At 62.0% G+C, this 22,820-nt stretch carries 12 protein-coding genes; 5 read left to right on the plus strand and 7 right to left on the minus strand.

Features of this window, described 5'->3' with window-relative positions; translation table 11 throughout:
- Positions 1–17: 17 nt before the first annotated feature.
- Positions 18–584 carry a phasin family protein gene (locus tag AAF358_09135; GenBank protein ID MEM7705702.1) on the plus strand — a complete coding sequence of 189 codons (567 nt, stop codon included), beginning with the start codon at positions 18–20 and terminating at the stop codon, positions 582–584.
- Positions 585–775: 191 nt separating this feature from the next.
- Here the strand turns inward: AAF358_09135 and AAF358_09140 are convergent, their stop codons facing one another.
- Positions 776–2,761: an SDR family oxidoreductase gene (locus tag AAF358_09140; protein MEM7705703.1), complete on the minus strand. Its 1,986-nt coding sequence runs from the start codon at positions 2,759–2,761 to the stop codon at positions 776–778.
- Positions 2,762–2,934: 173 nt separating this feature from the next.
- Between AAF358_09140 and AAF358_09145 the strand changes: the two genes are divergently transcribed.
- From AAF358_09145 to AAF358_09155, 3 genes are all read left to right on the plus strand, one after another.
- Positions 2,935–3,192, plus strand: coding sequence for an acyl-CoA-binding protein (locus AAF358_09145; protein ID MEM7705704.1), 258 nt, complete (start codon positions 2,935–2,937; stop codon positions 3,190–3,192).
- Positions 3,189–3,806: a TetR/AcrR family transcriptional regulator gene (locus AAF358_09150; protein MEM7705705.1), complete on the plus strand. Its 618-nt coding sequence runs from the start codon at positions 3,189–3,191 to the stop codon at positions 3,804–3,806. Before AAF358_09145 ends, AAF358_09150 begins: the two co-directional genes overlap by 4 nt.
- A 165-nt stretch (positions 3,807–3,971) precedes the next feature.
- A complete protein-coding gene (locus AAF358_09155) occupies positions 3,972–5,243 on the plus strand; it encodes a serine/threonine-protein kinase (GenBank protein ID MEM7705706.1) in 1,272 nt (423 codons plus the stop codon).
- Between the two features lie 36 nt (positions 5,244–5,279).
- On the opposite strand, the gene AAF358_09160 is transcribed toward AAF358_09155, so the two are convergent.
- Both AAF358_09160 and AAF358_09165 read right to left on the minus strand, forming a co-directional pair.
- Positions 5,280–7,820, minus strand: coding sequence for a caspase family protein (locus AAF358_09160; protein ID MEM7705707.1), 2,541 nt, complete (start codon positions 7,818–7,820; stop codon positions 5,280–5,282).
- A 48-nt stretch (positions 7,821–7,868) separates the two neighbouring features.
- Positions 7,869–13,625 carry an autotransporter domain-containing protein gene (locus tag AAF358_09165; protein MEM7705708.1) on the minus strand — a complete coding sequence of 1,919 codons (5,757 nt, stop codon included), beginning with the start codon at positions 13,623–13,625 and terminating at the stop codon, positions 7,869–7,871.
- A 182-nt stretch (positions 13,626–13,807) separates the two neighbouring features.
- On the opposite strand from AAF358_09165, the gene AAF358_09170 reads away from it, so the two are divergent.
- The gene (locus tag AAF358_09170) at positions 13,808–14,428 is read left to right on the plus strand and encodes a peptidylprolyl isomerase (GenBank protein MEM7705709.1); all 621 of its coding nucleotides are present in this window, start codon (positions 13,808–13,810) and stop codon (positions 14,426–14,428) included.
- On the opposite strand, the gene AAF358_09175 is transcribed toward AAF358_09170, so the two are convergent.
- The 4 genes from AAF358_09175 to AAF358_09190 are packed head-to-tail and all read right to left on the minus strand — an operon-like array spanning position 14,415 to position 22,810.
- Positions 14,415–14,951, minus strand: coding sequence for a lipopolysaccharide kinase InaA family protein (locus AAF358_09175; GenBank protein ID MEM7705710.1), 537 nt, complete (start codon positions 14,949–14,951; stop codon positions 14,415–14,417). The two genes, AAF358_09170 and AAF358_09175, sit on opposite strands and share 14 nt — an antisense overlap.
- Positions 14,948–16,756, minus strand: coding sequence for a CRTAC1 family protein (locus AAF358_09180; protein ID MEM7705711.1), 1,809 nt, complete (start codon positions 16,754–16,756; stop codon positions 14,948–14,950). The genes AAF358_09175 and AAF358_09180 overlap by 4 nt, the downstream gene beginning before the upstream one ends.
- Entirely contained in the window at positions 16,749–19,502 is a 2,754-nt protein-coding gene (locus AAF358_09185; GenBank protein ID MEM7705712.1) for a multiheme c-type cytochrome, read from the minus strand. Before AAF358_09185 ends, AAF358_09180 begins: the two co-directional genes overlap by 8 nt.
- The gene (locus tag AAF358_09190) at positions 19,502–22,810 is read right to left on the minus strand and encodes an FG-GAP-like repeat-containing protein (protein ID MEM7705713.1); all 3,309 of its coding nucleotides are present in this window, start codon (positions 22,808–22,810) and stop codon (positions 19,502–19,504) included. Before AAF358_09190 ends, AAF358_09185 begins: the two co-directional genes overlap by 1 nt.
- Positions 22,811–22,820 lie beyond the last annotated feature (10 nt).

Consider the following 22,820-nt stretch of genomic DNA (forward strand, 5'->3'; position numbering starts at 1 on the left):
GCGACATGGAGTAGATAGTGGCCAAGAAGAAAACAAGCAAGCGTTCTGCGAAACGCAGCGCACAAGTTGAGTCTGCACGAGACAACGTGAAGGAATCCGCCAGCCAGATCTGGCTCGCGGGCCTCGGCGCGCTGTCCAAGGCGGGTGAAGAAGGCGCCCGGTTCTTTGAGAATCTGGTGCGTGACGGACTGTCCATGGAGAAGAAAACCCGGAAGGCGACCGAGAGCCGTGTTACCGAGGTTCGCGAAGCCGTTGAAGGTACGGTAGAGCAGGTGCAAGCCAAGGCCACCGCTTCCTGGGACAAGCTCGAGAAAGTGTTTGAAGAGCGCGTCGCCAAGGCCCTCGCCGGTCTGGGCGTGCCCACCAGCGACGATGTCAAAGCACTTAGCGCGCGAATCGCCGAGCTGCAGACCTCCGTCGACAAGCTGACGGGCACCAAAGCTGCCCCGCGCAAAAAGCTCGCAAGCAAGAAGAAGACCGCTAAGGCTTCAACCAAAAAAGCTGCCACCGCCAAGAAAACCGTGCGGAAGAAGGCGACTCGCAAGAAGGCCAGCAGCAAGAAAGCCAGCTCCCGTCGCGCTTAACGACGGCAGCTGACCCCGATTGGCGCTGTTACACCGACGCTGCCGCGGCTGGGCCCCTCCCCTGCTGCGCGTAACAGGCCATGTGGATGCCGGGGTTCGCCCCGGCATCCGTTTTTTCTCCTAACCTTCCGCCCAACCTGTCCCGGCGCATGGCGCTGGGAGGTTAATCCTGACCCGCACGGGCTCTCCTTTTACCAGTGAATGCCTCGCATGAGCGAAGCAAAAGCAATCTGTTCGCTGGTCGGTTGGCGCGCTTCGGCGTTCTTGATGCCCTTTGCGGCTGATGAGTCCGGGAACAGACGGAACGCGGTGTTCATGACCACCTCGGCCGATTTCGGCATGATCGCGTGCAGCACCTGGGCGGTGACACCAAGCCGGGTCGCGATGCGCTGGGGTCGCCGGATAATGGCATCCGCGATCATGTCGGCCGCCTCCTCGGGGCTGATTGTTGGCACGCTGTTGTAAATCTTGGTCGGTGCAATCATCGGCGTTCTCACCAGCGGCATGTTGATTGTCGTGAAGCTGATGCCCATGTCCGCGAACTCGGACGCCGCACAGCGCGAGAAGGCATCCAGCGCCGCCTTGGAGGCGACGTAGGCCGAGAACCGCGGTGCATTCGAAAGAACACCAATCGATGAGATGTTGATGATCTGGCCTGTGCCTCGCTCGGTCATATGCGGCAGGCATCGCATGATCAAACGCAGCGAACCAAAATAGTTGAGCTGCATCGTGCGCTCAAAATCGTGGAATCGGTCGTAGGAAAGCGCGATAGAGCGGCGGATCGACCGCCCGGCATTGTTGATCAGAATGTCGACGGAGCCATGGTCGGCCACCACGTCGTCAATCAGCTTGTCGCAATGATTCAGATCGGTCAGGTTGGAAACGTAGTAATACGCGTCACCGCCTGCCGCCTTCATTTCCGCGACAGTTTCCTTCAGCTCCTGTTCCTTGCGAGCGACCACCACCACCTTGGCGCCCCGGCTGGCCAGCTGAATGGCGCAGGCCCGACCAATGCCCGAGGAGCCCCCGGTCACTACCACCACCTTGCCCTTGACGGCCGTAGCCAGCGATCGATCGACGTGCAGATCCGGATCCAGATGGCGTTCCCAGTAATCCCAGATTCGCCAGCCGTAGTCGTCCAGCTTGGGCACGCCGATGTCGGTTCCTTTGAGGGCCTTCTCGGTGTTCCGGGAATCAAAGCGGGTGGGATAGTTGATCAGCTGAAGCACCGACTCAGGGATACCAAGATCTTTCAGAATCATTTCTGAAATCCGCTTGACTGGTGGCAACATGGCCAGCCCCTGGCGGATGCTCTTCGGAATAAAGCCGAACATCCGGGCATCGATGCGCATGTTCATCTGCGGCGCGTGGCCGGCGCGGGCAAAAAGATTCAGCACCTCGCCAATCCGCATCGGATCAGGGTCAGTCAAATGGAAACACTCGCCGTCCAGATCCTTCTGATGCGCGATGTGATCGAGCGCATCCGCTACGAAGTCCACCGGCACCATGTTCACGCGTCCGCCTTCAATGCCAATCGCCGGCACCCACGACGGCAAAACGCTGCGCATTTTTTGAATCAGCTTGAAGAAGTAGTAGGGCCCGTCAATCTTGTCCATTTCCCCCGTCTTGGAATGCCCGATGACAATCGCCGGCCGATAGATCCGGTACTTAACCGCCGCTTGATCCCGGACGAGCTTTTCCGAATCGTGTTTCGTCCGGAAATAGGGATGGTCGAGGTTTTCAGCCTCGTCAAGCATGTCCTCCCGGAAAACCCCGGCGTAAAGCCCCGCTGCGGCGATAGAGCTCACGTGATGAAAACAACCGGCCTTGAGCTCTTCAGCCAGCGACAGCGCGTTGCGCGTCCCTTCCATGTTGGCCGGAATCTGGGCCTCGGCGCTGGCGCCCAGGTCATAAACGGCCGCGAGGTGGAAGACGTGCCGAATCTTGCCGGCGAGCTCCTCCCGATACTTTTTGGACACCCCAAGACTTTTGCGAGTGAGATCACCTGTTACCGGTATGACCCTGTCTGATCCCGGCATCGACTTGAGCATCTCCTGCAGCCTTTTTTTCGACTGGCTGCGGGTGAGGACATAGATCTTGCCCTTGCGATTGTCGAGCAGGTTCTGCAGGAGGTGGCGGCCGATAAAACCGCTGGCACCGGTAACGAAGTAGGACATCGGGGATACCTCTTGTTGTTGTCAGTTGCCGGCTGACCTCACCCATATGCGCATCGGGCGCTGTTCAACAGACCGTTGGCCTGCAATTGTGCCAGCTAAAGCCGCCGCATGGGACAGCAGGTTGAGAAATCGTTGTCAGCGCAGCATAATCGGCGTAACGAGGGAGAGCCAACTTGAGCGACATAGAAAAGGCCTTTGCCGAGGCCACGGCCAACGCGAAAAAGCTGACCGAGAAGCCTGACAACGACACGCTGCTAAAGCTTTATGCCCTGTTCAAGCAGGCGTCGGAAGGGGACGTCAGCGGTGAAAAACCCGGCTTCTTCGACTTCGTCGCTACCGCCAAATATGAAGCGTGGGAAGCCCTCGCTGGAACCGACCAAGACACGGCCATGCGCAAGTATGTTGACCTGGTCAAACGTCTCAGCGGTTGAAGACCCGGGAACGGATACTGCAAACCAGCCTGGCGCTATTCAACGAGCAGGGTGAAGGCGCAGTCAGTACCAACCATATCGCTGATGAGATGGACATCAGCCCGGGCAACCTCTACTACCACTTTCGCAACAAAGATCAGATCGTCAGTGAACTGTACGATCGTTATCACCATGAGCTTTCCTCCCTGCTCGACGTACCGGCCGACGTTGTCCTTGAGCTCGAGGACGTCTGGCTCTTCCTGCATCTCGTGCTCGAGCGGGTCAATGAATACCGTTTCATCTATGACAACCTGACCGATATTTTGCGACGTCTGCGTCCGGTCCGCCGCCAGTTTGGTTTTCTTCTCAAGTCAAAACGCGAGGCTGCCCTGGCGCTGTGTCGGGCGCTGCAACGCAGCGGCATGATGACGGCGACTCAGCAAGAAATAGAGGACCTGAGTACCAACGTTGTGATGGTGGCGACGTTTTGGATCGGCTATGAGTCTGCATCCGGAACACCCTACTTGCCCCGGGCCGGCGGCGGGGCTTATCAGGTCATGACCCTGCTGGCACCGTATCTCCGCGAGCCGGAGCGCTCGCATCTGGGAGCGCTTGCCGACGCCTACCGCCACTGAGTCCAGCATGACAAATGTTCGTGACAGAACACTGGGCCTTGCTTCAAAATGCCTGCAGCAATCGGCGCCGCTGGGCGGGCTTTCGCCGCCGGCCGTGCTGAGGTCAGGTGCGCCTGTTCCGGGCACGATGCGGGAGAGAATCGAACAGACCGATAAGGGACGATCATGCAGGCACCCATAGAGATACCCAACTTTGAGCTCATCGAAGAGCTGGGCCGCGGCGGTATGGCCCGGGTCTATCTCGCGAATCAGCTCCAGCCCAAGCGCAAGGTGGCGATCAAGATTGTTGCGCCAACGACCGGGCAGGATGACGCCTTCATGGAGAGCCTTAAGCTCGAAGGCGATATGGCGGCTCAGTGCAGTCACGCCAACATCGTGACCGTGTACGCTTGCGGCGTGGTTGATCACCACTACTACCTCGCGATGGAACTCCTGAGCGGCGGTGACCTCACCGAGCGGATCAAACGGGGCATCGACGCCGAAGAAGCACTATCGATCTTGAAAGATATGGCAGGCGCGCTGGACCACGCCCACTCAATCAAACTACTGCACCGCGACATCAAGCCAGAAAACATCATGTTTCACGAGAGCGGCAAAGCGGTGCTCGTAGATTTTGGTATTGCCAAGGAGCAGGACACCGAAAGCAATTTCACCAAGGCTGGGGCCGTCGTCGGCACGCCACACTACATGAGCCCGGAGCGGGCGACCGGCAAGTCCATCGACTTTCGCTCTGATCTGTACGCGCTGGGTGTGGTCTTCTACGAAATGCTGACCGGCAACAAGCTCTACGAGGGCGCAGATACGTTTGCCATTAGCTACGCACACGTCTACGAACCGATACCCATGCTGCCCGAGCCGTACGTTAAGTATCAGCCGCTGCTCAATCGGCTGGTGGCCAAGGAACCCGACAGCCGCTTTCAAAGTGCGGGGGAACTGCTCGCGGCACTCAAGAAACCGGCCGCCGTGGCGGCCCTGGACCCTGCCAACAGCGCAACGCTGGCCGTTGCCCCCTCCGAGCTCGCCTCAGGGGAGATGGCTGCCGCGCAGCCAGCCGCCACGCCCTCGGCAAGCACGCCGGCAGAGGCACGTTCCGGCCTGCCGCTAGTGCCGATCGCTGCCGTGGTGATCACGGTGGTGGTGGCCGCCGTGGTCGGCGTTCGCATGATGGGCGGCGATTCCGATACCACCCCGAATAATCCTTCGGGAATCCGCGTAGGCATGGGCCAGAACCTGGACGTGGCGGAGCGGGAGCGCATGCAGGAGCTGCTGGCCGCAGCGGCCAGCATGTCCCGCATCAACAACTACGAGCAGGCCGAAGAAAACCTGTTTAAGGTGCTATCGGAATTCGACTGTAAAAACGAGGAAGCGCGGCGCGGCCTGCTTGCCCTCAACCCGACACGAGCCGAAGAGATCATCCAGATCTGCGATGGCAACTAGTCAAAGCTTGACCCCTTCCCGGTCACGCTTGCGGCGCTACAGCCGCTGCGGCTGGCGCGCCAGCGCCGTATCGGACTCCGGCAGAAAGAAGAACTCGCTCCCTTCATGTCCAGCAAACTTCATGGCGGTGTACTCGGGCGACTGCCGCAGCTGCGCTAGCCGAGATCGCGTTTCCACCTCTCGCTCAACCGCTTCGAAGAGTCGGTAACCCTCCATCACGTCAGCGTTGCCTGAGATCGCGCGAATGAACGCTCCGCCGAAGATGGAGTTTCCGTCACCGCCATCATCCAGCACCGGCTGAAGGCCGCCGGACGTCAGCACTGTGCGTGCGCGAACGCGCGAGATAAACAGCAGATCCTGATCGTCGACTTCCAGAGGGATCGGTCGGATGGCGGCACCCGACAGCGTGCCGGAGTAGCAGCTGTCCGCCACCACCAGCACGTGCTTGGCGGTCATTTCTGAAATGAAGTCGCTGATCTGATTGTTGCCGATCCAGGTGGCGTCCGGCCCGGCCGCCGAATCCACGCCGAGCCAGTGACCATTTCCGTCGTCCGTCACCACGCCGTGGCCAGCGTAATAGATCAGCAGGTTGTCGTTCTTGCCAAGCGATTCGGTGAGCCTGGCAAATTCCTGCACCATGTCCGCCTGCGTAGCGTCGAGCAGCAGCGAAACGTTGAAGCCATAACGCTCATCCAGAACCTGGGCAACGCCGCGGGCATCCGCGGTGGCGGTGGCGAGCGGCTGATGATGGGAATAATTGTTGTTGCCGATCACCAGCGCGTTAAACGAGCCCAGGTCGCGACGGAGCCGTTTGCGGAACTGCCGCGACGTGACGCGCGTGGCGATTGCCTGCGGCAGATCCTTCTGGATGATGAAGCTCTCGCGAGTTCGTTCGCCATCCACGGTCACCGCCTCGATGGAGACGGGGGTTTCCATGCCCTCCAGCGAGACCGGCACCTTAAACAGGCCATTGCCATCGATCTGATCCAGCGCGTTACGGTCGTTAACCCGGAAGGCAAGCAGCTCCGAACTCGGCGAGATACGGCCGATGAGGTCGTAGTCCTCGACGTCCGAGAAGAGCGTCACCGCCCGCACGCCTCTGGCGACTCCGACGTCCGGAGAAATCATGCTTATTACGTCTTCTGCGGCCACGATCTCCTGCACCAGCAGCTGATCGAGCAGCGCATCGCTGTCCGCCTGAGCGGCGGCAATTTCCGCCTCTCGGTCAGCGATTTCCTGACGGAGTTCCTCCAGCTCCTCAGCGGCCCCCTGCCCGGCCGCCAGCTTGAGCTGACTCTCCATCAGTTCGTTCTGCGCCTGTGCCAGTGAGCCGCGGATGATGTCGATCTCTTCGGCCTGACCGGAAACCTGAGCGCGCAGCGCGCTCTCTTGATCGCGAGCCGCTTTCAGCTGGGCCTCAGCCGCCTGCAGCGCTTCGCCCAATTCTTCCTCGCGCGCCGCGATCAGCGCACGCTCTGCCTCAAGGGCGGATTCTTTAGCCTGGATTGTGGTCGCCAGCTCGTCGGCTTCGCCGCTCCCGCTGCTCCGAGCAGTCTGGAGCTGCTGGCGCAGCCGTTCAACCTCCTGGCGCGACTGATCGACCGCCGCCTCACGACGATCGAGTTCGCCCCGTACCCGGGACAGCTCGTCTTGCGCAAGCTCACTCTGCTCCTGTACCTCACCGAGCTCAGCCAGCAGCGCGCTGCGCGCCGCCCGGGCTTTACCGAGATCGGTTTTCAGCCGAGTGTTGTCGCTACGCAGCTGTTCAAGGGCCTGGCGCTCGGCCGCGGATAGATCGGCCGACTGGCTACGTTCCAGTTCGAGTTCGTCCAGCGTTCGGGCCAGCTCATCGCGGGCCCGACGAAGGTCTCGCTTGCGCCGAGTCAGCTTCTTCTCCGCCCCGTCCAGGCGGTCGGTCAGATCGAGCACCTGCGCGCGAAGGCGCTCAGCCTCCTGCGCCAGCGCGCGACGGCGAGCCATCTGTTCGTCGGTGGTGTATTCCAGCACCCCATCGGTAATGCCGGAGGCCTCACGGTAGAGGTTCATCGCGCGGGTCAGGTCTTGGCTGACGCCCCGACCGCTTTCGTACAGCGCCCCTAGATTAATCTGTGCCCGCGGATGACCCTGTTCGGCGGCCAGCGAATACCACTTAGCTGCAGCGGCATAGTCGGGCGGTACGCCCATCCCCTCTTCATACATCTCGCCGACGTAGGTTTGGGCCTGCGCGTCGCCACCCTCAGCGGCTGGCAGCCACACCTTCAGCGCGGTTTCCAGGTCGGCCCGATCGTAAGCGACATACTCACCGCCCCGGATCGCGCAATCTTTTGCTGAGGTTCTGATGGGTTTACGAGCAGCGAGGTAGGTGAAACGTTGCCCCATCTGCCGGACCTGAGGCGGCAACAGGCAGTCGACGATAAACAGATCATCGACCTTAATCGCCCCTGCATAGTCATTGGGGTCAACCTTCTGCGCGCCAGCCATGCCGGCGGCGCCCGTCATCACGGCGACGGCCAGCGTCAGCCACAGTTTTCTTAAGCCCATCGAGTCATCCTTGCTCTTCGCGCATAACGTTTCCATATCACACCTCCAGACTGCGACTCTCCTGTGCAGTCTCAGTTCAGCCGATCAGAATTCGAACCTCACGCCGGCATTAACCGTCCACCGGGAGAAGCCGCTCAGCCCCAGAATATTTCGGTACTGGAGGAACGCCTGTTTTCCGTTGGCTCCGACAAAAACCAGGCCCAGCCCGGCGCTGGCGTAATTCGTGTCTGGGCTGTCAGCCTCCACCAGGAAGCTCGCCCCGGCCGGGGCACCCAGAATCTGGCTGTTCACGTTGCTGTCGTCGTTCGACGTTTCGTGCAGATACGACACGTCGAATGTCGGCGTCAGAATGCCCCGGGACAGGCTGATGATCTTCGACACGCTCAGATTGGCGCTCAGGATCAGCGACTCGACGCTCTGTTCGGTGTAGTCCAGCGCCAGGTCGGTCCCCGATTCGCTGAAAGCGTCGATATCGGCGTCCACAAGACTGATACTGCCGCTGGGCGTAAAGTTCCAGCTGCCGGAGTTGTAGTTGTAGCCCACCGACAGGGCCGCCGCGAGCATGTCAGCTTCGGTCGCGCCCATCGCCGTGTCATCAACCGTCAAGCCACCGATGGAAAAGTCGATCGGTCGGACCTGGTCGAAGTCCACGTTACCGAAACTGATGAGTCCGTCGATATAAAGCCGGTCGGTCGGGTAGTAATTCGCAAACAGATGCAGCATCAGGGTGTCAGACTCAAGCGTTCCGCCCCCCTGAATGTCCGAGTCAAAGTTGCTGTAGCCCAGGGCTGCGCCCCCGATGAAACGCGGGCTGAAGCGATAGTCGACGCCCATCGTGATGCCGCGGGTATCAAAATCGAAACCCAGCTCACGCGTGGTTGGATCGCGGTCGCCGCCACTGATCGTACCGTTGATGAAGAACGCCCACGGCTTGATCAGGCCGGAAGAGTCGATGGCGGGTTCCTCGTCACCGGCCTGCATGAAACTGAGCGGCATCATTTCGTTGCCGTAGCGAAACGCCAGGCCGTCAACGTTAAACGTTCCGCCATTGGCGGCACCCTGGTTCTGCCGGTTCTGATTGAAGCGGGCAAACAGGTTGCTGAACTGGGTGGTGGATGCCTCCACGAGCGATGTGTGCTGCGTGGTGGTGGGGGCACCGACAATGGCCCGAATGACCTCGGCAACCTCACCGCCACGACCATCACCCAGTGCGTCAGCAATTTCCCGGCACAGGTCGAGCACGAGCCCGGCCGGTGGATTAGCGCAGAGTTCCGCCGTAGGCGCCAGGTTGTTCGTGACCAGAGGATCGTCGATCTCACCCAGCGCGGTCGTCAGCTGCTGCTCGAGATCTTCAGCCGTTGGCGTCAGCCTCACGCTCGTCTGCTCGCTGTCGGTGTTGTCGCTGCCGTCTTCATCAATCCCTGCGCCGGTGAACTGAATCTCCACGACAAACGACAGGTCTGCGGGGTCTGGCGGTGCCGTAACGGACAGCGTGATCAGGTTTTCGGTGTTGGGTGGCAGCAGCCCCTCGGAGCGACAGATAAACCGCTGGCCCTCAACGCTGCAGCTGACCAGGTCCGGCGCAACAATATTGCCAGGCACCACGCCGGGCGGCAGATCGCCGGTAATGGCGTACTCTGAGGCGGCCCCGGGGCCTTCGTTACCGAGCGTTATCAGGTAATCAAAGGGCTCTTCGGTCAACACCGGGTCGACGCTGTCGTCGATCGTGATCGAGAGGTTAACCGGCAGCGGATCGCCGATGACGGTCGTTTCAGCCGCCGCGGCGTTGTTGTCGGTGATCGGGTCAGCGCTGAGGGTGGTAACCGTTACGCGGTTTTCCACCAGACCGCTGGAAACCGTTAGTCGACCGGTCAGGATGATCGGAGCGCTGGCGCCGGGCGCCAGATTGTCCATCAGCGTACAGATGGCCGACTGGGGGGTGACCTGGCAGTCCCAGTTCGGCGCGGTGACTTCAGCGACGCTCAGGCCTAGCGGCAGAGTATCGGTGACCGTCACGCCGTTGGCCGGTTCATCGCCGAGGTTGGTCACGTCGATGGCATAGGTCAGGAGATCGCCACGACGCGCCGAGGTCTGATCGACCGTCTTGGAAATTGCGACGTCCGGTCCGGCGTCAGCGACGGTGGTGATCGCGCTGGCGGAATTGTCTGCCTGATTGGCCTCAGGCTGATCCGAGGTGACGTCCGCGGTGTTCACGAGCTGACCCGCAACGCTTGGTGCTTGCACTGTCAGCGTCAGCGTGTCCGGCCCCACCTGCGGCAACACGTTGCCCTCCCGGACACACTGCACGAGACCACCGTTGTCGGTGCACGTCCAGCCTGCCGCGCCGCCGGAGACAAACTGTACGCCGTCGGGAAGCTGATCGCTGACAACCACACCGGTTGCCTGCGACGGCCCCAGGTTTTCGACCGTCAGGAGATACTGGAACTGCTGGCCGGCGGCGACAGTCTCCGGGAGGCTGCGCTTGGTCAGTACCAGGTCCACGGTGTCAACGCCGCCAACATTCACCTGCACGGTCTGACGGTCGTTCGACGGATTGACGTCATTCTGGTCGGAGCTGACCCGCGCCGTGTTGCTGATTTGCCCGGCCTCAACCGCGCGTACGTTGATGGTGAGTGTCGGCGTCTGGCTGTCTGCCGCCAGCGGCTCACCCAGGTAGTCGCAGCCGACGTTGTTCTGGAACTGCTGGCACGACCAGTCGCGTCCGCTGATGGATTGAATCATCAGCTGCGGCGCTATCGCGTCGCTCACGCTGATACCGCTCGCCGTGCCCAAGGCGTTGCTGACGCCAATCGAGAAGCTGAACTCTTCTCCCACCTCTACCTCTTCCTGGCTCACCGTCTTGGAGATCGACAGGTCGACGTCAGCCCCGACGCGGGTGGTTTCGCTGAGCAGGTCCGGTCCAAACTCATCGGATCCGATTTCCACATCGGTGGTGATAATGCCTGGCTGCTCGGGCGCCGTCAGGTCGAGCGTGACCGTGGTGGTGGTGTTCACCGGCAGCGGACCGGGATTAAAACAATCCACCGTGTTGCCGCTTCCGATCGAGCCCTTGTCCAGGACCCCAAGCAGCGTGCAGGACCAGCCACCGCCGCCTTTGACGGCAGTTGAGCCATTGAAGGTCACGCCAGGATCGAGGCTGAAGACGGCAAAGAGATTGCTCGTCGACACCGGTCCCTGATTGGTGAGCGTGGCGCTGAAGGTGAACTGCCCCTGTGGCTCCACCGGATCCGGATCGTCAGCCAGCGTCGTCACGATGGTTGTCATGGGGGGCGCGTTGACCACCACGCTGGCCGTGGCGCTGTTGTTTCCCGGGTTGGTGTCCGGTGCAGCGGCCGCTGCGGAAACGGTTGCCGTATTGTTCGCGGTGCCGGGAGACACAGCGTCGACCGTTACGGTGATCTGCGACGTGCCGGCGTTCGGCAAGGGGCCGGTACCCGCCCAGGTACAGCTGATATCCGAGGCCGCTGTGGTACAGGTGTAGTCGAGCGCCACAACCGAGCTGAAGCTCGTCTGTGTCGGCAACGTGTCGGTCACCGTAAAGCCGTCGGCGCCGGCGGGCCCGTTGTTGGTAACGGTGATCACCCAGTCAAACAGATCACCAACAGTGGCGGTGGAAACGCTGGCTGACTTGGTCAGCGCCAGGTCAGCGCCTGGGTTGATGGTGACGTCCACGGTGCCGGTATCGTTGGTCGGCGTCGGATCGACGGCCGGCGGTGAGAGGTCCACGGTGGCGCTGTTGCTTGTCAAACCATCGCTTTGCGCCGTGACGTTCAAATTGAGGCTGGTGGTAGCCCCGTTGGCAAGCCCTGCCCCGCTGTAGGTGCAGGTCACCGCACCGGCCGCTTCGGTGCAGGAAAACTCGGCGCCGCTGAATCCGTCGTACGACACGCCGGTGGGCAGGGTGTCGGTCACGGTGAATGCGCTGGCCGTATCGGGGCCAGCATTGCTGACGGTGAGCGTATAGCTGAAGGGGCTTCCTACATCGACACTGGCAGCACTGGCGGTTTTGGCCAGCGACAGGTCGGAGCTCCCGGCGATGACCACGTTCGCCGTATCGGTGTTGTTGGTCAGGTTGGTGTCGATGGTCGGACCGCCGAGCGTGAGGTCAGCGGTATTGACGGTTGAGCCAGCCCCGGTGGCGGTCACAACCAGATCGATAACGTCCGACCCGCCGATCAGCAGAGAATCCGGGCTTTCGGTGTAGTTACACACGACAGTGCCGCCGGTGTCCACGCAGGTATAGAGGCTGGTTGGGCCCGACACGAAGCTGACTTCCGGCGGCAGCGTGTCGGTGATCGTGTATTCGGTCTTGTCGATGTCGACCGGACCGTTGTTGGTAACGGTCAGCGAATAGGTGAACTGATTCCCCACGTTGGTGCTCGAGAGCGACGCCACTTTGGTCAGGCTGAGATCCGTGGCGGGTGCAATCACCACATCGATGGGCGTCGGGCTGCTGGAGTTTGACTGGTTGTCAGCGAAGGCATCAGGAAACACCGAAAACAGATTGACGCCCTGCCCTGACGGCGCGTTAAAGATGATGGTTACCGGAGGAGTCGTTTGGCCTGGCAGGAGGTCGATGCCGTAGTCGCAGGTTGACCCTACGCCCGCCCCTTTTTGCGCAACCGGCCGCTCACGCTTGCCGTTGCGTTTGCGATTCTGGGGCCCGAGTCCCATGCAGTTCCAGTTGGCGCCGGTGCCGCTCACAAAGGTGGTGGTACCCGAAAACACGTTGTCGTCGCCAAACAGGTCAAAAAAGACATTGCGGGCGGGCGCTGGGCCCGAGTTGGTGACTGTGGCGACAAACTCCATGGGGTCACCAAAAGCCACCGGCTGATTGGTTGGGGGCGTGACGCTGAAGTCGATGAGTGTGCTGGTGTCACCGTTGATCGTGAGCGGCCCTGCGGTCAGTACGGTATCGTTGACGTCGGGGATCACGTTCACCGACGTCGAGAACGGCTGCGCGCCGAAAGGTGCGGTCACCGGTATCCGGAGCGTGACCTGCGCGCCAGGCAGCAGGCTCCCGCTCTGGTAATCACAGTCCAGCTGGTCCGTGACAACTTGAGTACAGGAGAAGTTTGAATCCCCAAAACTGGTCGGCAGAAAGATACCCGATGAGCCAAAGAAACTGACGGTAAAGGGGTTGGCGATGGCCGCGGCGCTCGTGTTTTGCACCGTGACCTCCAGATCCACCGGATCCTGTGGCGCCGGATTCACCGGATTTGCCGCAGCGGTGTAAGAAAGTTCTGCGCCACCGGGCGCCAGTACTGTTACTGATGTGGTCGCGGGGATGATGCCGGGAAGTCGGGTTGACCCCACCTGAAGATCCACCGTCCCGGACGGCCCCTTAGAGCCGATGCCGGCAGTCACCGTGAACGTGCTGACACCGTCGATTAGCGTGCCGGAGGGCGGCGTACACGTGAGAGTGCCGAAATCGCTGGTACAGCTCCAAGTCTGGCCCTGCGAGTCCACCGGGCTCTGGGTCCCGGGCTCAAGATTGGCCAGGATCGCCCCCTTCTGAAAGCCTTTCTTCACCTGCCCGAGATTGGTGGTGAAAACCCCGTCCAGGACGAAGCCACTGAGGTCACCCTGTCCGCCGGGCCGATCAACCGTGATTGTGTAGGTAACGGTGCCGAATTCTTCCCCATTGACCACCGCAGGATTGACGCCCAGTCCAAGCGTCAGCGAACCGGTGCCCTTCTGCGCCGCGCCCGCAACCGCCAGCCGCGTTGGTTCGCGATCGTCAAATCGCTGCGCTACTGCGGAACCAAAGAAACCCAGCCCGCCGCAGAGCAGCGCGGCGGCCAGCCAAACTCGACCCATCTTTCTTTTCGAATGCCCCTGCATAACGTCCCTGATCCCCTGGCAAACGCTCTTTATCATTTCAGTATACAACGCAAAAACGCGCTGGCTATCTCATCAATAACGCCAAAAAATGGCTTGCCCCTCAGAGGTTAAGCTCACAAACTCCACTTTTAACATTACGGATCACAGGATTAGGCGACATGGTTCTCAACATCGCAAAGCGTGTTTCCGGCGCTCTCGCAGGCTGCCTTTTGTTGCTCCCGCTGGCTTCCCAGGCCATGGAATGTGCGGTGGAGACGCCGGTTTATCCCAATGCCCACTACCCGCAGGTGAAATTCACCACGAGTCATGGCGACTTTGTCGTCGAGCTGAATCGCCGCCGAGCCCCCGTCACCGTTAACAATTTTTTGCGTTACGTTGAGGCCGGCGCCTACAACAACACGCTATTTCATCGCGTGATCGCGGAGTTTGTGGTGCAGGGTGGCGGCTACCACCCCGACCTGAGTCAGGTGGAGGAAGGTGCTGAAATCCTGAACGAATCGGGCAACGGACTGGCAAACCGCACCCGCTCAATCGCCATGGCCCGGCACGACGATCCCCATAGCGCCACGTCCCAGTTTTTCTTCAATATGAACGACAACGACAGTCTCGACCCCAATCGGAAAAACTGGGGCTATACGGTGTTTGGCGAAGTCATCGAGGGATGGGACGTGGTGGAAACCCTCAGCCAGGTGCCCACCGGGTTCTCCGAACAGCTCGGTACCACCGACGTGCCGACCACCAACGCGATCATTAAGACCGTGGCGCTTATGACTCCTTGAGTTGCTGGCCGGCCCGAGCTTCCCACTTGCCCAGCCCATAGCGATCGAAAGCCCGCGCCAGCGGCGTCAATACCAGGCGCCGCAGCGAGCTGGGCGGCAGATAAAGACTGGACGCAAAGTCGATCAGGTAGCAGCGACCTTCGGCGTCGACCAGCACGTTGCCCTGGTTACGCAAATCCAGGTGATAGACGCCACGGGCGTGCATGTCTGCGACAACCCGGCGCAGATGTTTGATCACCACCGCGCCGTCCACCGCGAGTCGCTCGTTGCTGATTCGCTCGCTCTCGATAAACCGTAACGACAGCCGCAGCGGGTCTGGGTCGGGTACAAGCTCCGGCACGCCGGTGATGCCTTCCAATCGCCGGTAGGCCCGCCGCTCACGTGACAGCAGGTATCGACCCAGCATCCGAATCAGCCCGATGCGGCGGGCGTAACTTTTGACGACAACCGGCCCTTCGGGGCTATCCTCGAGGAAGACCGTCCCATTGGCCCAGCCGCCTTCGTTGAGGATTTTGCGGCTCATTGATTCGAAGGGTGCGTGAGAACCAGCAGCTGCCCTGCCGTAATGTCCTCACGGACCGACATAATGCCATCCGGCCAGCGGACCCGAACCCTGACCGGGCCAGCGCCCATGGCAAAAAGCTGCTCAAGGTCGAACTGCGACAAATAGCTTCGCGTTCGGCTGATTTCCCGTCGCTGTAGCCCATCGGCAGATTCCACCTCCACCACCGCGCCGAGCGCCTCGGTGTTGGGATGCGCGCCGACAAGCCTGAGCCGGAAATACCCGTCCGCCTGGGGCGTTTCGTTGACGAGCAACCTCGGGCGCCCCCCAACCTCAGCGAAGAGCAAATCCAGATCGCCATCATTGTCGATGTCCGCCGCCGCGGCGCCTCGACCCGCCAGCGCGTTCGTCAGATCTCCGCTACCCACAGCCGGTACCGGCACAAAGGGTCTCTGGCAGGCCTGACCACAGTTCCAGAACAGCTGGGCCGGTTGCTCGAAGCGCTGGCTCGGCTGCACCCGGTTGATCAGGTTTTCCACGTGACCGTTCACCTGGAGCAGGTCTTCGCGGCCGTCGCCGTCCAGATCAGCGAAAAACAGCCCGAACGTCAGCGCCTGGCGACTGGCCGGACCAATGCCGCTGATAATCGCATTGTCCGCATACTGACTGCCCGTCTTGTCAGCGACGTAAAACGACGTCATCTCGTTCGCAAAGTTGCCAACCGCCAGCGCCAGAGTGCCGCTGGCCAGGCTCCAGGTTGCGTCCACGCCCATGGCGCCGGTGGATTTACCGGTGTTGTCGAAGGCAACGCCGCTGCTCTGCCCCTGCTCACTGAAACGGCCGCTGCCGTCGTTCACGTATAGAAAATTGCGGGTGGTGTCGTTGGCGACAAACAGGTCGACGTCGCCATCGCGGTCAAAGTCGCGCGGCAGCACCGCCAGCGACTTAGCGCTGCCCTCGGGCACCTCGTGCAAACCGGCAGCTTCCGACCGATCAATAAAACTGCCGTCACCCTGGTTGATAAACAGCCTCGGCAGCGAGCCGGGAAAGTTGGTCGGAGGGCCGTATGCTCGGCCGAGCCCGGCTATCTCGTAGTTGGCCTCTCGATCGAGCTGCGGGCTCCACTGAACGTAGTTGACCACCACCAGATCAGGCCAGCCATCGCCGTTAACGTCCGTAAAGCTGGCTCCGGTGCTCCATTCGCTGTCAGTGCCCGCCCCGGCCGCCTCCGGCACCGCCCGGAAACCCGCGCCGTCCAGGTTTTCAAACAACAGGTTGGCCCCAACTGTGGTCAGAAAGATATCCGGGTCACCGTCAGCGTCAGGGTCGCCGATGGCCATTCCCATGACGTAGGCATCGGTCGTCAGACCGACCGCCCGGTCGACGCGAAGAAAGCCCCCCTGACCGTCATTGCGGAAAAGGCCCACCGTCTGCTCGAGCCGCTCCGTCCCCTCGTCGAATGGCCAACGATTGCCGCCCGTCAGCAGAACGTCGGCGTCACCGTCGAGATCAAAATCCAGAAACGCCACACCGCCGATCATCGTTTCGGGCAGGTAGCGCTCGCCGAAAGCGCCGTTTTCAAACTCAAAGTCCAGTCCGGCCGCGGCAGCACGCTCCACAAAGTAAAAACCCGGCAGCGGGACGGCGGGCGTTTCCTGCGTGTTGGCCAGCGGCGCCTCGGGCGTGCTCTCCTCGGGCATGACCTCCTCGACGGACTCTCTGGTGAACCACCAGCCTGTTGCGACGAGCAGCGCTATGCCTCCGAGTGCCAAAAGGGAGCGGCGGAACCAGAGGCTGATGATCGTGTCGTCTTGCGCTTCAGTCATCGGTGGCAATCAGATCTAGGGCGATCTCCAGGGGATAGACCGCCACCGGTTCAGCCGCCACCGCCGCGGCCGGATAGCGGGCCCGCGCCGCCGCAATCGCGCGATCAGCAGCATTGTCGTCAACCCGGTAGCGATCGTGCATCTGCGCATGATGCTCAGCTTCGCTTTGGTTGCCCAGCGCCAGCAGGACGCGCGACAGGCCGTAATGACTGCCGGCTCGCTCCGGATCGGCGTCCAGGACACGGCGGTAAGCATCGCGTGCGGAGGCCAGCGCTGCATCCCGGTCGGGTCCGGCCGCCAGCGCACGGCTCAGGGTGTAGTAGGCCCCGCCAAGCTTCTCCCAGAGGCGATAGTCTCGAGAGAAGTCCATGCCGGCACTGCGGGCCGCCGCAAACGGCGTGGTCGCAAGCTGCTCGAGCGTGTCGATCGCTTGCTCGATGAAACCGTTTTGTAAATTGAGCTCAGCCGTCAGCCAGCCGTGCACCCACGGGAAAGCCAGGTTCTCCGACGCCGCCTGCTGGAGCGTCCTTTCCGCCTCGGCCAGCCGACCTTCCCGAAGGTACACTCGAGCCAGGTTCAGCAGGCCGTGGCCGGTAGCGGTCTCACCGGGGAGCGTTGCCACCTCTTGAAAGGCCGCCTCCGCCTGGCGCAAAGCGCCGCTTTCCGGTTTCCGCAGCAGGCCGATGCCGTAATTGTTCCAGCGACGCCAGGTTGATGGGTCACCCACGCCGCGCATCGCGCTCGCCGCCGCAATATCGATGATCGGGAGCGGATTGGCGGCACCCGGTGAGTCCGTGAAGCGCCGGTAGTATTGCGTGTCAAATTTCCGGTATCGCAGCCGGGCCTCGAAGGAGATTTCGCCCAGCAGGCTCGGCGGAATATTGAAGCGGTAGAAAACTACGTCCGAGGCGCCTGGCGGTATTTGATGGTTGTATAGCGTCGTAAAAATGTCTTCCGCGTTGCGTTCAGCGATCCGGTAACCGTCGCGGTCCAGCACAAAGGCATTCACAAAATGAGCCGCCGGGTCGACCTCACCTTGGCTGTTCATACCGCCCGAAACCGCAATCGGCTCGCCGTTGTGCAGCACGGACACCTCCAGCCAGATCTGGTTGGAATCGGCGGTGCCCTGGGTAAACAGGTGTCCCATCCCTTGGGTGCTTAGCACCACTTCCAGCAGGTAGTCCCGCCCACGCTGCAGCGGATCGGTGATGGAGCTCAAGGGTGCGAGCTGGGGCCCGTCGATACTGCCCTCGCGCAGGCCGAACAGATCGATGCTGACCGATCCTTCGACCATCTCCCGATGCTGCTCAAAGATACGATCGGGATGGTCGAGCAGCGAACCCAGGGCGGTATTGCCAGAGGCAAACAGATGGTTGTGAATCGCCGGCTCGCTCTCACCCGGTTCGACGCTGGCGGCAAAGTCATTGGAAGCCACCCGAGGCATGTGGCACCCGTTACAGCCCGCTTCAGCCTGCTTCGGGTAATAAAAACTCGAAACGCTAGACCCCGACACGCCGCTCAGCAAGAACGAATCGTAGTGGTTCTGGCCACGGAGCCACCGGTATTGATTGAGGGCCTCGGGCAAGTGCACTTTGTGACAGGTCGCGCAAAACTCCGGCTCACCGTGAAGGGATTTAAGCAGCGTGCGCTTGTGAAACGACGGGTTGGCTTTGACCAAAAAGCGGTTGACCCAGCGCAGCGTGGCCGACTCGGAAAACGTAAACGGATAGTACTCCGGCGCTCCGATCACGTAATCGGCGTTGCCCCGCGGGCTGTTGATGTGTTCGATCGCGTGACAGGCCACACAAGTGATCCCCGCCTGAGACGTGGGGTCGGCCACATCATCGAAGTCTGGATCGTTGAACGCGCCCGAGAAAAACGGCACCGGATCGTGGCAGCCCGCGCAAAATCGTGCGCCCTGAACCGATCCGTCGCGGGCCAGCATCTTCTGGCGAGTCTGGCGAACCGAAAAAAGATAGGCCGGATTGTTGAACGAGGCCAGGTGATGGGCCGAGAACTCCCACTGTGCGTGGGTGTCCTCGTGACACTCGGCGCAGTATTGATCGGTCATCAGCAGCTCAGCCGGGATGAGCTCCGCGTTCGCCGTTCGCGCCAGAGAAGGCGAAAAATATTGCTCGCTCGCCTGCGGCAGCGACGTCGATTGGCTTTGCCAGATGACGCCAACGCCCACCAGCGCCAGCAGCGACGCCAGCCCCGCGACCGCCCCACCCCGGCGCCACCGGATGGCTTTCCCCGCCAGCCGATGGAGCACAAACAGCCACACCACCAGCAGCGGCGCCGCCACGTGCAGCCAGTAGGCTGTCGCCCGCACCTGCCCATCGGTCAGCGCAATTCCCGGCAGCCCGCGCGTCAGCACCAGGCCGGACAACAGCAGCACCACCCCGGCGAACAAGATGCCCTGGCCTGCCCTTACCGCCCGTCGGTTGGGCCGTCGATGGGCTCGGCGGTAGTGGCCCGCCGCATAAATGAGCGCGGGCACCACAAACAGCAGCCCGAGCACAACGTGGGCCAAAAACATGTACTGGAAAAACGTGTCCTGAAGCGCGCGGCCCGTAAAGAACTCCAGCAGAGAAACCGCGGACAGGTAGATCGCGTTGATGCTAAGCAGCGCAAAAAGTGTCAGCACGGCAGTCAACACCGGCTTCAGGCGCGGACCGATGACGTCCTTGTACATCTTGCCCCGGCCCGGTCGGCTTTGCGGGGTGTCAGCCGGCGTCACGCTCATCAGCGACCCGACCGAAAGCGCGTGTTGTAGCGGGCGTGAAGCACCGCAGAACGGTCCTGCTCCACGTCCGACGCGGACGGCAGCGGCCCTACCGTCTCGCCGTACTGGGTAAAGAGATCCATATCTTTCGCCCATCCGTGGAAGGTCACCAGCAGCTTTCGGCTCATGCCGGACGCGGGCGGTGGCAGCGAATAGTCAAAGACTAGCTCAAGCGCATCCCCGGGGCCGATAATCGCCAACGCGTTGTCCCGCTCGGCCACCAGCTCGGTTGCCGGCCCGAGTGCCGTGTAGTGGCCGCGCTGATAGCGGGTGTCCCAGAACGTGTCACGGCGCGCGAATTCGTAGGCTGGCTGCATCTGTGGCCCGTTGGTGCGCCGCGCAAAGCCAACATGGCTGACGCGCGCCTCGGTGAGCGTTAACCTCCGATGCTGGACCCCGGTCGGCAGATCGGTCTCTATGACCGCCAGCCGATCGAAGTAGATCTGCTGCTGGGTTCGCAGGCGAAGGCGCGAGACGCCGGCCGGCAGACCGGTGAGCGGCAGCGTCGCCGCCCGAGGCATACCCGCCGGATAGCCAAACGACGGGCGCCAGGCGACCCACTGTCCGTCTTGCTCCAGCTCCAGCGATACCGCGTCGTAGACTCGGTCTGCCTGCCAGGCCGCAAAGAGCGTCTGCGAATATCCGTATTCCACCCAACCGTCAAACACCAGCGCCGGCGCATTCAGCGCGGCGAGGTCTTGCTCAAAATCCAGCGTTATGACCTGTGACGTCTTCAGCAGCCCGGTCAACTGGGGGTCGAGCGCCGGCAATGGTGCCGCCTTTCGGTCAGTCGCCAGGATTTCTTCTCTGATGTCGACACCTCGATGGTCGACCGCGGCCGCCGGCTCGACGTACCGCTTTGCCCAGAGTAGCTCGCCGGTGGCCTGGACTTCGTCAGTCGCCATACGCTCATCGAGCCTTGGCTCCCACTCGGTCGGAAAATCCAGCGCCGTCACTGACACGTGGTCGAGGTAAGCGGATTCCTCCATCGGCTCCGCGATCATCAGCCGCAAAGGGCCACTCCCGGTTTCTGGCGCGTCGATGAGCAGCTTTTCCCAGGGTCGCGGTGCCGCGTACTCGCCAAAACCCAGATTGAAGCCCATCCCGCCAACGCCGAGCACGTCGGTGACAAACCGATACGCTTCGCCGTCCCACTGAAACAGCACTGGGCAGCTCGCCAGCTGACGCTGAGTTTCTGTGATGGAATGCAGGCCCGGGCCCAGGTCGATCTCGGTTTGGTAGACACCGTCAGACCAGTCCAGCGTCACGGCGGCCAGCGCGTCAGCACCACCCAGCCCCACCGTCACCGGCAGCAGGTTCTGGCCGGGCATTGCGGTGGTCGAGGCGTTCCCCAGCACCTGCCAGCGGGATGCCGTTTGCGCCACCACCCGAGTCCCCAGGCCACTGGCGTTGGAACGCATCGACTGACCGGGATCTGTCAATCCGGAAAGGGCCAGCGTGGCAAACGCAAACCGACCGCTCCCCGGAGGTAGCAAGGTGACCTGGCTCTCGTTGGAAATCAGCAGCCCCGGCCCCTGCTCCGTGTCGCTCACGGTCGGACCCAGCACAAGGCCGTTTCCCTCAGCGAGCTTGACCCCGTCGTCCAGCGAAATGAGCTGCCACCGCTGCGCGTCACCCACCAGCAGCTGCGGCGTGCCTGCACCCACAAAATCGTGCAGCAGAAATCGCTCCGGCCGATCAAAGCCGTGGGCGAAGGCCTGCTCGGCGGTCCAGCCTGCGTCTGTGTCTCGCCAAACGGTGACCTTATCACCCCTGATCGCAATCGCCTCCAGCTGACCGTCGACGTCGAGGTCGGCGAGCGTCAGTGCCAGTACCGCCTCCTGCGCCCACGGCGGCAGCGGGTCAGGGGGCGCGCTGTAACGCCACAGGCGATCGTTCAGAAGCACCTGCTGGCCTGTCTCTCCGACCAGTACAAGATCGAGGTCCCGGTCCCGGTCCAGATCGGTCGCTAGGACCTGGCGCGCCGGGATCAACGGCGGCAGATAGTCGTCCAGCCGACGAAAGCTGCCGTTACCGTTATTGCTGATCAGCAGACCCGGACGTTCCGTCCCGATCAGCAGCACGTCCAGGTCGCCGTCATGGTCCGCGTCGAGGACCGCCAGGTCTTGCCACCCGTCAGCACCGACCAGGGGGTCGTCGGGCAGCACCTCAACCCAGTCCTGTCCGTCCTGCGACTGAATCCAAAGTCCATCCGTTGCCAGCAGCAGACGATCGGCGGATCCGTCCCCGTTCATGTCGCCCCAGGCCGAAGCTTGTGGCGCCTGGCTTGGCGTAGCAAGCGGCGCGCACTCGCTGAGGCTGCAGGACCACACCGCGCGCTCTCCGACCAGCGTTAGCGCCACGCTCAGCGAACCATCCTTAGGTTTTGCCAGCGTGCTTCCGTGCACCGCTGGAACGTCAGCCGCAATAAGCACCGGTTCACCAAATGCGGGGCCTTTGGGCGCTCTTCCCGGAGACGTTCCCTCACCCCGGTCACTCGCTGGCCCCTGGCCGGGGGGCGAAACCGGGCGGGCCATCGCCAGCGGCCCCATGCGCGTGTACTTGATCTCAGCCAGACGGCTTTGCGGATTATCTTCAAGACGCTCATAAACCGCTAGCGCCTGCCTCGCCTCCTGACGCTGCCCCAGCCGCTGCCGCGCCAGAAACTGGCCATAGAAAGCGCTTCGGAGATAGCTGTCCTGACGACCCGCGGTTTCGAATCGCTCCAGCGCCTGTTCAGCAGCGCCGGTCTGAAGCAGCACCTGGCCAAGGAAATAATTGGCGTAGGCATCGCCGGGAACCAGTTCTGACGCAGCGCGGAATCGTTCCAGGGCCGCCTCGGTACGTCCCTGATTGAAATGCAGGATCCCGGCCATGAAGTTCGCCCGAGCCTGCTCAGGCCCTGTAACCGTCAGCAGCGGTTCAAGGAGTTCCAACGCCGTCGCCTCATCCCCGGGGTTTTGCCGATTCAGCGTTGCGACGGCCAGGTTGACCCTCGCCATCGGCCACTCGGGCGCCTGGACATAGAGCTCGCGAAACACGTCAGCTGCTGCCGGATAGTCGAAGCGTCCCATCAGCGCAACACCGCGGTTGTTCAAACGCTGCAGCTCGGGATCTTGCTCCGGCGCCTTGTTGCACGCGGTGATGGTCAGCAGTCCGGCGAGCACCACGCGCAACGAAATGCGCGAGGCAAGAGAGAGCCCGCTTGACGAAAGCGTCAGGGAGCGCCGGCGGTTAAGGCGGTTCTGAGACTTCGGATTACTACACATCAAGAACATC

The organism is Pseudomonadota bacterium, from assembly GCA_039033415.1.
In the GTDB taxonomy this organism is placed as follows: Bacteria; Pseudomonadota; Gammaproteobacteria; order Xanthomonadales; family SZUA-38; genus JANQOZ01.